Source organism: Yoonia ponticola, assembly GCF_014199395.1.
In the GTDB taxonomy this organism is placed as follows: Bacteria; Pseudomonadota; Alphaproteobacteria; order Rhodobacterales; family Rhodobacteraceae; genus Yoonia; species Yoonia ponticola.
Window position 1 is genome coordinate 42,427 of the sequence record NZ_JACIJM010000012.1, and the last position, 16,245, is coordinate 58,671.

At 58.4% G+C, this 16,245-nt stretch carries 11 protein-coding genes; 3 read left to right on the forward strand and 8 right to left on the reverse strand.

All coding sequences use genetic code 11. The features are described 5' to 3' along the window. Positions 1-11: 11 nt before the first annotated feature. On the reverse strand, positions 12-1,367 hold the full coding sequence (locus tag FHS72_RS16115) for a phosphomannomutase (protein ID WP_183530717.1): 1,356 nt from the start codon (positions 1,365-1,367) through the stop codon (positions 12-14). A gap of 225 nt (positions 1,368-1,592) precedes the next feature. On the opposite strand from FHS72_RS16115, the gene FHS72_RS18630 reads away from it, so the two are divergent. Then, the gene (locus FHS72_RS18630) at positions 1,593-3,671 is read left to right on the forward strand and encodes a M10 family metallopeptidase C-terminal domain-containing protein (protein WP_183530719.1); all 2,079 of its coding nucleotides are present in this window, start codon (positions 1,593-1,595) and stop codon (positions 3,669-3,671) included. A gap of 223 nt (positions 3,672-3,894) precedes the next feature. Next, the gene (locus tag FHS72_RS16125; RefSeq protein ID WP_183530721.1) at positions 3,895-4,461 is read left to right on the forward strand and encodes a GNAT family N-acetyltransferase; all 567 of its coding nucleotides are present in this window, start codon (positions 3,895-3,897) and stop codon (positions 4,459-4,461) included. Positions 4,462-4,562: 101 nt separating this feature from the next. On the opposite strand, the gene FHS72_RS16130 is transcribed toward FHS72_RS16125, so the two are convergent. From FHS72_RS16130 to FHS72_RS16140, 3 genes are all read right to left on the reverse strand, one after another. Further along, a complete protein-coding gene (locus tag FHS72_RS16130) occupies positions 4,563-5,975 on the reverse strand; it encodes a CAP domain-containing protein (RefSeq protein ID WP_183530723.1) in 1,413 nt (470 codons plus the stop codon). 198 nt (positions 5,976-6,173) lie between these two features. Continuing rightward, the gene (locus FHS72_RS16135) at positions 6,174-7,187 is read right to left on the reverse strand and encodes a ParB/RepB/Spo0J family partition protein (RefSeq protein ID WP_183530725.1); all 1,014 of its coding nucleotides are present in this window, start codon (positions 7,185-7,187) and stop codon (positions 6,174-6,176) included. Positions 7,188-7,289: 102 nt separating this feature from the next. After that, positions 7,290-8,672 carry an AAA family ATPase gene (locus tag FHS72_RS16140; RefSeq protein ID WP_183530726.1) on the reverse strand — a complete coding sequence of 461 codons (1,383 nt, stop codon included), beginning with the start codon at positions 8,670-8,672 and terminating at the stop codon, positions 7,290-7,292. Between the two features lie 424 nt (positions 8,673-9,096). Here FHS72_RS16140 and FHS72_RS16145 point away from each other — a divergent pair, with 424 nt between their 5' ends. Further along, positions 9,097-10,083 (forward strand): replication initiator protein A, encoded by a 987-nt coding sequence (locus FHS72_RS16145; protein WP_183530727.1) that lies wholly within the window; start codon positions 9,097-9,099, stop codon positions 10,081-10,083. 166 nt (positions 10,084-10,249) lie between these two features. Here the strand turns inward: FHS72_RS16145 and FHS72_RS16150 are convergent, their stop codons facing one another. The 4 genes from FHS72_RS16150 to FHS72_RS16165 form a co-directional block, all read right to left on the reverse strand. Continuing rightward, entirely contained in the window at positions 10,250-11,545 is a 1,296-nt protein-coding gene (locus tag FHS72_RS16150; protein WP_183530729.1) for a hypothetical protein, read from the reverse strand. Positions 11,546-11,690: 145 nt separating this feature from the next. Continuing rightward, a complete protein-coding gene (locus FHS72_RS16155) occupies positions 11,691-12,305 on the reverse strand; it encodes a polysaccharide biosynthesis/export family protein (protein ID WP_183530731.1) in 615 nt (204 codons plus the stop codon). Between the two features lie 243 nt (positions 12,306-12,548). After that, positions 12,549-14,990 (reverse strand): tetratricopeptide repeat protein, encoded by a 2,442-nt coding sequence (locus FHS72_RS16160; RefSeq protein ID WP_183530733.1) that lies wholly within the window; start codon positions 14,988-14,990, stop codon positions 12,549-12,551. 159 nt (positions 14,991-15,149) lie between these two features. Further along, entirely contained in the window at positions 15,150-16,154 is a 1,005-nt protein-coding gene (locus tag FHS72_RS16165) for a sterol desaturase family protein (RefSeq protein WP_183530735.1), read from the reverse strand. Positions 16,155-16,245: the final 91 nt, after the last annotated feature.

Sequence of the window (16,245 nt, forward strand, 5' to 3'; positions counted from 1 at the left end):
CAAATGTGACACTAGCCGCGTAAAGCAGTCTCTAACGCGGTCAAACCTGTGGTTAATGCCTGTTGCGCCGCCTCCGCGCTGCCCGCCTCTGCGTAGAACCTGCATTCTGGCGCATTGCCCGATGGACGCAGATGCACCACCCGTCCGTCGGTCAGTGTCATGCGCAAGCCGTCGGTGCGGTCAACACTGGCCTCTGTCCCGTCGATCCCCGCAAGGAACCCCGCGCGCGCGTCCAGATCAGTGTCTAACAAGGCCACAAACGCCAATGATACCTCTGTCGGCACATTTTCGACCCGTCCTGTTGCGGTGAACCGTGCGGGCTGTCCGGCGATCATGCTGGCGACCCCCTGCCCTTTTGCCACCATCAGCGGCGCGATCAGCGGCAAAACCGCGTCGCGTGTCATCAGCGGCGATAGCCCGTTCGCAGCGAAACCCAGCAAGAAGCCCCCGTTTGCCTCGTAGCCCACAACCTTGCCGCCGCATTCCATGCCTGCAATCACATGCGGTGATCCGATCTTGGTGCGGATAACTTTATCAAAAACGCTCTCTGCGCCGGTGTTCGAGGACACGGGCGTCACGGCAATCTCGGCCCCCAGAAACGCGCCGGTGATCTGCCCCAGCACATCGCCCGGCACGACCTGACCCGCAGCATCGGTCAGCAGTGGTCTGTCCCCGTCCCCATCCAGCGACACAATCGCGTCCAGCGGATGTTCCGCCGCCCATGCGATCAGTTGCGCCCGGGTCGCGGGATCAACTGCTTCGGTATCAACGGGGATGAATTTGTCGGACCGCCCGAGCTCGACAACCTCAGCCCCCAACCGTTCCAAAATTTGCATCAACAGATCACGGCCCACGGTCGAATGCGTGTAGACGCCAATCGTCATCCCCGCCAAAGCATCGCTACCAAAGGCGTCTACATACCGCGCCGCATAGGCAATCGGCACGGCGATATCGCGGCCACGTTTGCCCGATCCAGCGGCCATTTTAGACCCTAATGCAGCCAAAATGCCTGTCTCGTGGTCCTTTGTGATCTCGCCTGCCGGCGTATAAAACTTTAGCCCGTTGCGATCCGCCGGAATATGGCTGCCCGTGATCATCACCGCCGCCGCATCCGCATTCATCGCTGCCAGCGCCAAGGCGGGCGTCGGCACATCGCCGCAATCAACCACGTTCACGCCCACGTCCATCGCCGCTTGCATCACCATTTGCGCGATCCGCTCGGATGATGGTCGCAAGTCACGCCCGACCCAAATCCCCGTCCCCACCGGACAGGCCGCGATAAACGCCTGCACATGATCCGCGACCAAGGCGGGCGTCAATTCCACAACAAGGCCGCGCAGGCCGCTGGTTCCAAACTTCGGAGGCATGGTGATCCTTTCCATATATCCCTCACACTTAGCCCAAACCGCCCCCCAATGGGAAACCGCAAATTCGAACCAAAACCGCAGCGCAATTTAACATTTCACGCTTTGAGCTAAAACACCGATAAGGTCCGCAGCCTTGCCACATTTGTGCCGCCGCAACTGCACAGACTGCGTCAACTGATAGGCAACCTGCTCGGGGGTGTCCGGGCGTTGTACACGGTTGCCTTTGTGCCTGAGTTTGCCCTGATCCAGATGATCCTGCGCCCTGCGGATATCGGTACATCGCGGATCACTGATCTTGCGATAGGGACAGGTGCGCTTGGTGATGTGCTGTATAGCACGACGCGCTTTGACGGGCAGATCGACAGTTGGGATATTGCAGGCAACACGCTTGCGCCGCGCGACAGTGACGGGTTCGCGATTGGACCGATTGCGGGCAATCAGCCGACGCTTGCGTTCTGGGACGGGCAATTACTATCGGGTGGCGGTGTGTCAGGGGGGCTGACCCTGCGCGACCTACACGCCAACGGCACGCTTGGCACGGCGAGCACACTCGGCGGCACCAACAGCTTTGCAGGGCCGCTTGTGCAGCCTGTGGTCACGACGCTGCTGGGGGGAAATACCAGTCTCCACGCAGGTATTTCCAACGATTCCGGCATTGTCCAAGTCATCATGGACCCCGCTGGCACCGTCATTAGCACCACCACGATCAGCGACAAGGGCCGCACCGCCGCCGACCAGATCACCGCCATGGCCACCAGCATCATTGACGGTGTGACTTTCATCTTCACAGCCAGCGCCGCCGATCTCGGGATCAGCGCATGGCAGGTGCGCGACGCAGGCAACCTGACCGCGCGCGAAACATTGCGGCCTGAAACGGGGCTTTGGGTATCCAGCCCCACCGCGATTGAAGCGATCAACGTCGATGGTCAGGATTACGTGGTCATGGCCTCTGCCGGATCGGGGTCACTGACTGTGATTTCCACCGGATCGGTTGGCGAATTAGCTGTGGTCGATCATGTCATTGACGATCGCAACACCCGCTTTGACGGTGTGACGGCGCTGGCGACCACGGTCCATCAGGGTCAAACATGGGTGTTTGCGGGCGGATCTGACGACGGCATCACCGCATTCCAAGTCCTGAACGGCGGCCGCCTGCTTGCCCGCGCTCATATCGCAGACACCACCACCATGACGCTCGCCAATATCAGCGCGCTCGCCGCCCGGTCCAACGGGACCAGCATCGACATCTTTGCAGCCTCGGCCACCGATCCTGGTCTCACGCGCCTGTCCTTGAGCATCCACGCCAATGACGACGTCATCATCGACCCGCACGGGGCAAACACGCTCTCCGGTGGCGCGGGCGCGGACGTCTTTGTGATGGCCGCAGACGGGCAGACGGATACGATCAGCGACTTCACCCAAGGCGAAGACACGCTCGACCTGTCCGATTGGAACGGCTTGCGCAGCATCAACCAGTTGTATTTCACCGCACTCACGGGTGGCATCCAGATCACCTACGGCGACGAGATCCTGATCCTGCGCAGCGCCAATGGCACAGATATCGCGGCTTCCGGCTTTGTAGAGACTGATTTGATCGCCCCTGCCCGCATCCCGCAGATCATCACGGCAGGCACATCCGGCCCCATAACCGATGTCCCTGATTTGCCAGATCGCCCCGAACTGGGCGAACCGACACCCGACCCGATTGAACCCACGCCCACCAATGAAATCTACGGCACCCGCGATCCCGATACATTGACCGGCAGCGACGACAACGACCTGATCTATGGCATGGGCGGCAATGATCGTCTTTATGGCGGGGCGGGCGCGGATTTACTGTTCGGCGGACAAGGCAACGACCTGCTGCGTGGCGGTTCCGGCCATGATTTCCTGTTCGGCGGCGCGGGCCGCGACGATGGCTGGCAAAGCCTGACCACAGCTTTCACATCCACCAACGCCGACACGCTTGAAGGCGACGCAGGCAATGACGAACTTTACGGGCAAGCAGGCGATGACCGTCTCGATGGTGGCAGCGGTAACGATTTACTAACCGGAGGTGGGGGCCGCGACACCTTCGTGTTTCGCAGCGGACAAGATCGCGCGACCGACTTTAACCCGATCACCGACCGGATCGCACTGGACGACGCGCTGTGGACCGGATCGCTCACCGCATCCCAGATCGTGGACCGCTTTGCTACCGACACAGGTGCGGACACCCTGCTCGACTTTGGCAGCGGCAATAGTCTGCGTTTGGATGATTTCGACGATCTTGACCTGCTCGCGGGCCAAATCGACATTTTTTGACGCCCTTACCGTATAGCATGCGCAAAACGACCCTAACTCGCCCTAAAGGCAGTGTTTTCCAGTTATTTTCCACCATCGTTTGACGTATTTTACACGTCTGAACACTTTTACTTTACGGCAGTTTAGCCCCCTAACACTGGACGACGCTGCGGTGCAGCATTACATTACTGGCAAGAGGGGAAATTACCGTCGGCGCGTCCGGCAGCACAAAAGGTTCAGTCCCGTGTCCCATGTTACACAACGCTTTCATCCTCTGATCAGGCGGCTTTGGCCGACGGATCAAAGCAAACTGATTGACCACTTTCACAGACTTGATGCTGAAACCCGCCGCTTGCGCTTTGGCGGGATTGTGACCGACGATTTTGTGGATGATTACGCCGACCAGCTTTTGTCTGCTGACGCGATTGTCTTTGGTGCTTTCCTCGAAGGCGAACTACGCGGCGTCGCCGAGTTGCGTGGCGTTTGGGACAGCTGGCCGCGCAATCGCAGCGCCGAAGTTGCCCTGCTCGTCGAACCCGATTGGCAAGAAGGCGGGATCGGCGAAGCCCTGTTCAGCCGATTGATCGCCGCCGCCCAGAACCGTCGATTGAAGTCTCTGCACATGCTGTGTTTGCGTGAAAACGGACCGATGCGGGCCTTGGCGAAAAAGCACCACGCCAGCCTTGAGATGGACGTCAGCAATATCGAAGCAACGCTCGCCCCGGCATGGCCAACACCGCTATCGCTGTTCGAAGAGGCCTTTGGTCATCCGCTGAACTATCTGCCTGAAATGTTCTATTCCACCAGATAGCTGCGGGGATGTTTCGCCGCCAACAAAAACAGGCTCTATCATAGCAAAAAGCCCGCAACCTGATTGATCACGGGCTTTGCCAAGTCGGTCGTTTTCAGTCTCTAAAATACAGTCAGATCATTGAACAAGATCGACAGATCATCCACGTCATTGATCCGCAGCGTGTCATCCACACCAAAGTCAAAGACGGCGTTTCCATCGACAATCTGCGCCATTGCCATCGCTTCATCGACAGTCGCAATGCCAAGTGCAGCACCGTCTAGTTGGATGTTATCCACGCGATCCGTGAAATCCAGAATGACATCGTTGCCCGCGTTAAAGATGAACGTATCGCGGCCACCGCCGCCCGTTAACCGATCATCACCAGCGCCACCGTCCAGCACATCGTTGCCGGATTGACCTTGCAGCCGATCATCACCCGTGCCGCCTGTCAGAATGTCCGCATTCGCCGCAGCTGCCGCACTGTCGAATTCCAACTGGTCCCAACTGACATCGCGACCAGTGCCGCCTTTCAGCAGATCGTCGCCCGCGCCACCATATAACCGGTCAGCACCTTCGGCACCCGACAAAGTATCGTCGCCATTTCCGCCATACAGGATGTTGTCGCCGCTATTGCCCGTCAGAACGTTATCGTCGTCGTTGCCCGTGAGGTTCAGGTCACCCGCCCCCAACAGGATCGCATCTGCGATCCCCGTCAGCAGCGTCGCATTGGCAGACAGCGCCAGTGATTGCGTCCCGCCATTATCCGTCACCAGATCAAGCTTGGCATTGCCGTCCGTTAGATCAACGTCGAGCGTGGCAAGGATCGCTGATCCAAGGCTGATCGTCACACCAACATCTGATGCGGCCGCCACAGCAACCCCGTAGCCGCCCGCAGCAGCGCTGACATCGCTGTTGCCATCTGCGCTAAAGGTCAGCCCTGACACACCTTCGCCAATGCTGTAGAAATCGTCGTTGTCGCTATCGGTATACACAACGCCTGTGATGAAATAATCCGCACCAGAGCTTGCAAAATTCAGCGTCAGCATTGAGGCGTTAAAGGTGCTGCCATCGTGGGTAAACCGGCCAGAGACCTGCGCCACACCAATTTCGCGGGTATCAGTCGCAAAGGTATTCGCACGGTGTCCGGCGCTAAGGTACAGCCCTTCGTGGTGGTCTTCGATTGCAGCGGCCAGATCCAGTGTTCCGGTTGATCCGGTCCAGGCCAGATTTTCGCGCCATGTCCATGCGCCGATCAACTCGTAGCCCGCAGCCTTGATGCGATCACCGGGGTCCGATCCAGCATCGCCTTCATGCGAAAAAATATCTTCGTCGAGCATCCATTTCGAATGGTCCAGCGCCGAGGATTCTAATTCGGTATTATGTGCCAGCACCTGTTTGGGTGTCGCCGAAATCGACCCGTCGTCCAGTCCCGCGTTCAGGTCCAGACCGTAGCGCGCGGCTTCGGCCAGTGGATCAAGCCGTGCGCGGTTGATCAATTCAAGTAGGTACTGTTCAGCAGCAGAAACAGACATTCAGGTTCCTTCCATTAGACCCGCCCCCAGCGGTCCTAATATGAAGCTCCTAACATCGCGTAAAACCTGACCCTGCTTTGATGCCCATGTGTTCAAATTTGGGCAATTCGGGCTGCGCCTGAAACAGATTGTTTCGCACGCGAAACGTATTATGTTCACTAAATTTGCAATTCCCCCCTGAAAACAAGGGGGATCGCATCACAACGCGGTTAAAAAGTCCTGAAGTTTTTGCCTAAAATCTGCATCATCTAATCGGGGACCACTGAGAACAATTTCCCCTTTTGCGGTCCTTTTGTATCTCAGACCCTGCCCCAGTTCGCGCGGTGCTTCGGTCAGCGAGTCGCCGCCCAGAGCAGGGGCGGGGGCTTTGGCCGCTGGTGGCGTGGTTGCTGGCTGCAAAAATGCTGCGATAATGGCCGCCTCTGCGTCGGCTGTTTTGGGCGAATTTGCATTGATCTCGGACGCGATTTTATCGGCCAATGTCACATCCGCCTCTAATGCTGCGGCCAGCGCCAGCCCGCTGCGTTCTGTGATCGCCGTGGGAAACCGCAGGTGATCATCCAAGGCCCGCACGATCCCGACAAAGGACCCGATCTTGGACCGTTTGGGCCGCGACGCGGCATGGAACAACGTCACAAGCCCCACGCGGTCCGTCCGGTAGATCCCCTGATCCACAGCTTTCGCCACGATCCGCGCCCGTTCATAATAAGTCAGCCCGACGCGGATTTCGTTTTCTTCGACCATCGCCAGATAGCTCTCGGCGGAATCCGCAGGGGTGCGCACAATCGCCAGGACGTCGGGGACTTCGAGATGGCGCAGCGCTTGCATCCGCCGCCAGCCAGAGATCAGACCGTAGCGGCCATGATCAATCGCTGTGACCTCAATCGCGGTTTGCTGGCCACGATCACGCAGACTGTCGAGCAAGGTGATCATCTCGTCGTCGTCAACGTCGATCCGGTCGCGCACGAGGTATTCGTCAGAGACCAGTTCAAGCGGGATACGCTGGATCAACCGGCCCTCATTGCGGGCATCGGTCAGGGTCTGGGCAATTTCCGTGAGTGCCGCAGAAGCCGATGCATCTTGGGCCACATCCGCAATCGGCGCACGGGTCTTAGGGGCGACGCCCAGCGGGTAGCGCGGGATCGCAGATTTGGTTTCCAGCGCCGGGGCGTCAGTGATGACAGCGGGGGTCAGGCGTTTGCGTTTGGCCATGTGTTAGGTCCTTTCCAAAGAGGGCCATCTTGCCCCCGAATGCGTGAACGAAGTCTCAGACCACCGCACGCCCAAATGTTTCGCACGCGAAACGTATTATGTTCACTCTTTTTCCGCGTCACGCGCCAGCTCATCGCGCCGCCATGTGCCCAGCAATAGAGTCTTGAAAGCAGCATAGGTGTTGTCAAAGGTCTCACGGCCCCGCGCATAGGTCTCGCGGTTGAAGTCGCGGTAGTCGGCCTCGTAGATGCCCTGCACCTGTTCACCAGCCTGCCCGATCAACGCGGTGTAGTCCTGTCGGTGCGGCGATAGTGTGGTCCCGAGGTAGGCTTGCATCAGCGCGGCAAGCTCTGCCTGCTGTGACCCATCATAGCGCGTGACCACCGCACGAACCGCATCCCACTGGAACGCCATCTCAGGGCGGCCCAAGGCACGGGCCGCGAGGTTCTCGCCCTCTTCAATGGAACTGAACGTCGTGTGCAGCATGTCAAAGAACCGTCCGGTGCTGTCGAACTCAAGGAATGACGCGCCAACAGGCACCAGTAGAATATCGGCGGCGGCCAATCCGTTGATCGTCAGATAGCCAAGGGCTGGGGGGGTATCGACGAAGATGATATCGTATTCATCCAGCACACCGTCATCATCGAGGATATCCGTCAGCGCATCCCACAGCTTCCACCCACGGCCTTGCATCCGCCAGACAGGGACTTGGAACTCGGCCCAATAGAGGTTCAGCTGCGCGCCGATCAGATCAATGTTGGGCCAATGGGTCGGCTGGATCAGTGATTGCGCTTTGACGTCCAGCGCATCTGTCAGGGTTTCATCCAGTGGGATCGGGTTCTCGCCGCGATCCATCCGCCGTTGATTGTCGGTGCGCAGGTGGGTGGCGTAGTGACGGGCGAGTAGGGGAAAGACGGTTTTCCATTCATCCTCAACCTTGCCGCCAAAAACAGAGGTCATCGAGGCCTGAGAATCCAGATCAATCACCAGCACCTTGTAGCCATCCAAGGCAGCGGACATCGCGAGATGCGCAGCTGTCGAGGTTTTGCCAACACCACCCTTAAAGTTCGCAACGGCGACCATTTTGGCAGGTAGCCCTTCGGGGCGGTAAGGTTGGTATTCTTTCGCCTTTGATCCTTGGCTGCCAAAATGCGCCCGCAGCCGCAGCACCTCGTCCAGCGTAAACCACTTGGCGCCGCCATTGGTCTCGGACTGGCCTTGGGGCAGATCGGGATGCTGTTTGAGCACGCGGCGGAAATGGGCGGTAGCGACGGGGATCAGATAACGGGTGATTTCCCATGTGGAAAACTTGCGCAGCTGACGGCTGCCATCAGCGTTCAATCCACGACTGGCCAGATCATCACGACCTGCTTCACAGGCACGGGCGATGTCCGCAAAACCGGTTGAAGAGGTTGGTTCATCTAGCGCTTTCAGCGCCTCATCGGGGTTAATCCGGAAGTACGGTGGAATATCTGTGCTGCTCATGATCGCCTGCTATGTGCGTTGTTTTCGCATAGATACCACAAAACGCAGCACATGGAAGAAAAGGTTGCACACACCTTCATCTTTCTCAGCAAAACAACGGCTCTAGGGGGGACGACTGGGGCCAGACTGCGTGCAAAATAAAAAAAAGGAAAGTTAGAATCTGTTAGTTATATGTTACGGGCTGCCTGCTTTTCCGCAGAGATAGAGAAAAAAGGCACATGGGGCGACTCTGAAACACCGTTGCGACTCTGAAACCCCGATAAGGCGACTCTGATCCGACGAGGCGCTGACTCTGAAACGACGATGGCAGGACTCGACACGCACCTGTGGATAACTTTAGGGTGTCACTGAAACCCCGAAACGAGGGTTGGGCGATTCCATGGCGGATAATGACCAAGGAGGGCCCGAGGCAAAGGCAGGTAAGATGACAGCTATTCCCAGCACGGGAATGCGGGACTTCTTCGTATGTGACTTATTCGATGCCAGTCCAAAGGCGGACTTGGGGTCGATGGAACATCCGATGTTCTCGCTTTCCACACGGCCCGACAGGACCATCCGGTCCTACGTGCATAATGACGTTGAAGTCACAGTGACGCCGTCAGTGCGGGGCAGGGCCACGATCCACGACAAAGATATCCTGATCTATTGCATCAGCCAGTTGATGGCCGCCGTCAACGCGGGCCGTGCGATTTCGCGCAAGCTGACGCTGACCGCCCACGACCTGCTGATCGCCACGCGCCGCGACACAGGCGGCGATAGTTACAGCCGCCTGCGCGAAGCCTTCGAGCGGCTGGCAGGCACACGGATCACCACCAACATCGTCACCGGCGACGAGGAAACAACATCCGGTTTCGGCCTGATCGAGGCATGGGAGATCGTGCGCAAAACCCGCGGCGGCCGCATGGTGTCGGTGACAGTGACACTGTCGGAATGGCTGTTCCGCGCGGTCACCGCGAAATCGGTGCTGACCCTGTCGCGCGATTACTTTGGCTTGCGCAAACCATTGGAACGCCGCGTCTACGAGATCGCCCGCAAGCATTGTGGCAACCAGCGCGAATGGCGGGTGACGGTGGCGACGCTACACGCGAAAGCCGGATCAGACGCCCCTGTCCGCGTGTTCCGTGCGGCTGTGCGCAAAATGATCGCCGCCGACAACCTGCCCGACTACACGCTGATCGAGGACGACGGCGACGTGATCCGGTTTTCCCGCAAACGTCTGATCGAAGATGTGCCGGGCTTGCCAGCCTTTGCCGCCGCCACATTGGATCAAGCGCGCAGCATGGCGCCGGGCATGGATGTCTACGCGCTCGAGGCTGAATGGCGGGCGTTCTGGGTCACGGCGGGCCGGCAAAAGCTCACCAACCCTGATAAAGCGTTCTTGGGCTGGATGCGTGGCCGCGCAAAACGGTAACACGCAGATACCCAAAGCGCGGGTGTGCTCTTCATTTTGCCAGAACAACTCCGGGGGCATGGGGGCTGGCCCCCATTGTGTGATGTATGGGGGCTGGCCCCAATGGTGTAATGTTGGGGGCTGGCCCCAATGGTGTAATGTTGGGGGCTGGCCCCCATATTTCCCGCTAACGCCGCAGATCAAATGCCCGACTGATCCCAAGCGAGAGCGTCGTGGTATCTGTGGCCGCGTCATCGCTGGGATCGCGCGATTGCATGGCGACGCCCGCGTTGGCGGTCCAATCGGGGTTCAGCGCGTAGGTCACTGCGAGGGCTGCTTGGCTGAAATCGACCGTATCGCCGGTGATTACATCTTCGGATTGCACGTATCCTGCCGATAGTCTCAGGCTGGCCACGGGTGTCAGCGCGTAGCTGGTCCCGACCGAGAGCGATGTCACCACGTCTTCGTCGGTGCGCCCTTCGCGGGTCAGGCGGCGGTCGGCGCTGGCGGTCAGCGTCCCAAAGGGGCTTTCGTCGCCGAAGGTGTGTTTCAGCGCGGCTTCACCAGTCATAAAGATGTCGTCGGTGGTGGCTTGGCTGACACCCAGACCAAAGCTGGCCGTGGTGTTTTCCAGTTGATAGCTGCGCCCCGCTGACAGGTGGATTTGCCCGTCGCCGTCTGCTTTGGTGGTGGCCAAGTCTAGCGTGATCTGCCCGTTGGGCTGTGTCAGGACCAGTCCCGCATCAATGCCAAAGCTGCCGATCGTGTCGCTGCCGCTGTTGTCGGTTTCGGCATAGGACAGGCCGAGGTTGGCTTGCATCACTGGATTGATGTCGAACCGCGCCCCTGTGCTGAGTTGCACATAGGTGAAATCTGTCAGCGTCGAGATGTCGGGCAAGTCGTTGTAGCGGTAGTCGTCGACTTTGACCGCAAAGTTCAATCCAAAGGGCGCGTCGTCGCGCAGTGTAAGTTTCGCATCAAAGCGGAATCTATCGCGGGTGCCGCCGTCTTGGGTCAGTTCTGCGAAATCCGCCTCGAGCGATTGCGACACGTCAAGCGTGGTGGCCGCATCCAGATCGGTGCGGCTGGCAAAGGCGGACACTGTGATCGCACTCGCCGCTGCAATCTGGCGGTAGGACAGGCGCACATTGGGATCAGTGAATGCGCCCTCAACGCCGTCGGTGTCCGGTCCATCCGCAAAGCTGTAGCCCGCGTTCAGATCAAAGGTCAGCATCTGGGTGCGCGTCTCGGAGCTGATCGCGAGCCCCAGATCGGTTGTGGCTTTGGTGGTGGTGCCGTTGGTGGGTGTGGTCTCTGGCCCGTCCACATCGCGGCTGATCAGCCGTTCGGCCAATCGCAGGGTCATCAAAAACCCGCCGTCGTCGTTTTGCGCAAATGCCGTGAAAGGTAGCGCCACGCTAGAGACGAGCCCCCCGCACAGGGCGACATGGCGCATGGTGCGTTTTGATATGTGTTTGCTCACCCCGAGACCCTTTTTCGTGTGGCCTGATTATCCGCTGGTCTGCCCGCGTTGATGGTGGGGCAGATTCACTGCGGTAGGCGCTTTATAGGGTCTAACTGAGCAAAAAACCGGCGCGCAAACAAGCGTGCGCACCAGTCAGGAGGGATTATTCGAACAGGCGTCGCTGTGGAACCACAATAATGTCGCCCTCGGTCAGCACGGTCATGCCTGCGTTGCTCAGACCTGCTTCGATCGCTTTGTAATCGAGTGTCACAAGGTTCTCGGACCCGTCAGCGGAGGGGCGACGCAACTGTACCCGCGAGGAGGCCGCAAAGCGCGTGAAACCACCCATTTCGGCAAAGGCTTGCAGCACGTTTGCACCCGGATCAAGTGTCACTTTGCCCGGTTTGCCGACTTCACCCATCACGAAAATCTCGATTGTCGGATCAGGTGTCGGGACTTGGGGGGTGACGGCGCGGCGTTCCGCCAGACGTTCGACGGCGACAAATACGTTCGGGCGGGCGGCAAAACTGGCGGCGAGGCCGGACGCCAGTTCGCGCTGGATGTCTTCGATGGATTTGCCGGATGCTTTGATCGCACCGGTCAGCGGCATAGAGATACGCCCGTCCGGCGACACAAGCACAGAGCGGTTCAAAGAGGGGTCTTCGATCACCTCGACCCGCAGGATGTCACCGTTGCGGATCTGATAGTTGCTTTGTGCGACGGCTGCTTGGGCCATCAACATCAGGGTTGTGGCGATGATCGCTGAAATGACCTTCATTCTCGTGTCTCCTTGATGAAAGGGACCTGCACCCCGTTCAACCTGATGTGTTTCTGCGCGTAACGATTGACGCCAAATTGGTTTTGTTGTGCGCCCGTTGGAAACAATATCGCGGAAAATATCGTCTAAACTGGGTCAACAATGCGGCGATAATGGTAAATATTGTATTAATTTACCCGCAGAAACGCGGCTCATTTGCAGCAAAACAAGGGGTCATATCCTGCGTTTTGACAGCCGCCCGTATTAAGGCTGCGACTGTAGCAACTCTGTCAACAATGTCCGCGCGTCGGCAAATTGGGTCAGATCGCTATCGCCTGCGATGTCGAGCGCACGGGTCAGGGTTTCAATCGCCTCGGCGGGTTTATTCACCGCATGTAGCGTTTTGCCGAGGTGATATTGCACCAACGGATCACCGGGCAGGCCAGTGGCGGCAGGGCGCAGGTAATCCAGTGCTTCGGCGTAATCACCGCGTCGGTAGACGATCCAGCCGTAGGTGTCTTGGAACGCAGGCACGTCCACGCCGCGCAGACGCCGCGCGATCCGGAATGCCCGATCAAGGCTGGCGCTATCATCGCGGTGGGCGGCCAGCAGGCTGGCAAGGTTATTGGCAACCACGACATTGGCACTATCCGCAGTATAAAGCGTATCGTAGATCGCAATCGCCCCGTCGATATCGCCCGCTTGTTCCAATGCGCCCGCTTTGATCCAAAGCAGGGTCTCGGAGGCGGGTAAGGTCGCTAAACCAGTCTCTAACACTTGGGTTTTCTCGGCATCGCGGCCTTGCAGATGCAACAGCGAATAGAGCAGACGCACGGCGGATTCCGTATCTGGTGCCTCGTCGAGCACAGCGCGGAACACGGTTTCTGCCTCGTCGGCGTCGCCTTCCATCATCGCGACTGATCCGGCCAGCATCCGCAGTGTCATATTGTCGGGCTGCTCTGCGATGGCAGAGGCCAGATAACTGCGTGCCTCGGTGGTTTTGCCAGCACGGACTTGCGCCATGGCGATGGTCAGCGCGGCGCGTCCGTCTTCGTCGAGATCAGACAGTTGGTCTTGCAGCACCGCGAGGCTTTCGTCGGTGCGGTTTTGCCCCGATAGAATGCCAGCTTGGACGGCGGTGGCCAGTTGGGCTGCACGTGGATTGGTCTCGCCCATGCTGCGTAACTCGCCCAGAAGGGCGGTGGCTTGCGGCCAGTCTTGGGCTTTGAGGTGCAGATCGGCCAGCACGCTGATCAGTTCCAGATTGGTGGGCGCGGCACGGCGGGCGTCTTGCAGCACGTTAGAGGCGGCTTGGGTCCGGTCATCACGCATCAAGAAACGCGCATAGCGCAAAGACGGCTCTGGATCAGCGTTCGAGACTTCAACCGCCAAGGCCAGCCGTTCGCCAGCCAATTCCGGAAACCCAGTGCGTTCATGGGCGGTGGCCATCAGCATCATGATGTCGGGGTCGCGGGGGGATTGGCTAAGAGCTGTGCGCAAATGGGTGATGGCAGCGTCGGGGGTGTCGGCCTCGATCGCCCATGTTGCTTGCATCTTGAGGGCCGCCACATTGGTGGTGTCCTCGGCCAAGATCGCATCCACGACGCCCCGCGCAGCGGTATCGTCACCGATACTGATCAACATCTGTGCATACATCGCTTTGATCCGGCGGCTTTGGTCGCTGTCGGGCAGGTCGCTGGTGATGGACTGCATCGTGGCAAGGGCAGGGCCGTCGGGGTCGGCTTCGAACATGATGACGGCGGCGGTGGCGCGGTAAAGCGGCTGCACATCCGTGTCTGCGGTGGCATCCGCGAGGGCGGTCAATTCGTCCAAGGCCGCCTGATCGCCCTGCGCCTGACGCAGGAATTGCACGATGGTCATATGTTCGGAGGCAGCCGTGGCCGGATCACCCGCCATCTGGCGCAGGATTGCTTCGGCAGCAGGGTAGTCTTGTTGTTGCAGATGCCAGTTCACAAGGGCGCTGCGCACCTCTGCGTTCTCGGGAAACTGGTCAAACATAGTCTCTAATTGGGCGATTGCGGCGGTATCGTCTTTCAAATCCGACAGCAGTCGCAGCTTTGCGCCATGAAACTCTAGCGAGGTGGGGTCTTGGGCAATCGCGCGGTCCAGCAAGGGCAGGGCGGTGTCGGGCAGGGGACCACGGGCCGCGGCGTCAATGGCCACACGCAGGGCCACAAGGTTATCGGGGCTGGTGTCCAGCACGGTTTTGGCACGGGTCGCGGCATCAGCCTGCGCGCCCGCATCATCCGCACGCAGGGCAGTGGTATAAGCGATGGCGGCGGCAACGGCTTGCGCGCGTGGATCATCAGGGGTCAGTGCAATCGCTGCGGTCCCGTGACGGCGAACCTCGTCCCAATCATTGCGCACAAGGGCGATTTCGGCGAGCGTCAGACGCACCGATGGCGTGTCGGGGTATTGTTCGATCAAGCGCAGGTACTGGCTGTAAGCATCGGTAGTGCGGCCCAGATCAAGCAGGGTGTCGGCATAGATTTCGCGGGCTTCTTTGTGGAAACCGTCGTGTTCAAACACATTGCGGAATTCGATCAAAGCGCGGTCGGTGTCGCCTTCGGCCAGCAAGGCAAGGCCGGACTGATAATAAGCGTCGGCGCGGTCTGCGGCGTCTTCACAAGCGCTTAGGGCGAGAACAGCACATAAAGCTGCCCCTTTGATCCATGGAAATGTCATCGTCTGCTCAATCACTAGCGGCCGGTTATCCGGCTCTGTCTGGCAAAGGTTAACAGGGGGAAATCGCTTTGTCGCGCCTTTGGTGTGCGTTGCAAGGCAGGTGTGGTGTGGGTGCTTCAGTTGGGGGAGGTGCGGTTGTTAGCGGCAGCAGCCGTACAGCTAGGAAGATGGTTCGCAGTCCTGATCTTTCGTTGCCTTTTTGTTTGGGTCAAGTGAAGTTCCCTTGGAAATCTCTTCCCAAACCTCAATGAAAGGTCCAACAAGTGCATCTTTCAGCGTCGGATGAGGTTGTGCGATCGGTACGCCGTTACGGTCCGCGAGGCCAAACGTCAGTTCTTCTGGCCCATCGGGGATGTAAAGTGTCCCAAACATCCAATCCCAGAATGCGAACACTTCGCCAAAGTTTTTGTCATGATGGATCACATCGCTTGAATGGTGGACCTGATGTTGGGCTGGTGAAATCAAGATATGCTCTAAGACCGGCCCATAGCTTAGCCAAATATGACTGTGACGCAGGTGCCCTGCAAAAAAGATGTATGCATTAAATGTGATGGTACCAGCATACAGCACCCAAGGTTCGATCTGCCCGACGACGGCAAACAGGATCACGGCTTGTACGAAACCGATCATCACTGACATGAGCAACATTTGTAGTGCTGAATAGGCAGGGTGCGCACGCAGAAATGTTACCGGAGTGAGGACTTCGGCAGAGTGATGAACCGCGTGAAACGGCCAAAGCACCCGTACCATATGATGTAAATAATGGTTCCAGTAGCGGCAAAGATCCTGCGTGAGAAATAGAAGAACTGCGGCGAGAATACCCTGCCATATCCCAGTTTCAGGGATCGCCATCGGACCACCCGTTATAGATGCAAAACGGTCAAGGAGCCAAAGGGTGACTGTTGGTGCGATCCACAAAATCGATAGTGCGCCTGTTGCAGTAAAGATGGTATTGAATAGGGCAATTTTGATATCCACCATCGTGGACGGATGCATGTACAGCTCTTTAGGAGCGACAAAACGCAGAAAGCCGGTGGGTCTTCCCCGTATGATCCAGATGATCCAAACGATCAGGAGCGTCGAGCCTAAGTAGAGAGGCGACAAAAAAAACTGTGCTGCGAACGATTTGTTGAAACCGTCTACGAGATTAGCAAGAAATTCCATACTCAGTCCTTATACCGACGCCTCCTCAATCGTTGTGGACTGCGGCATATCGGAGGCTGATCTAAGGTCATTTTCCGACGCCATAGATCTC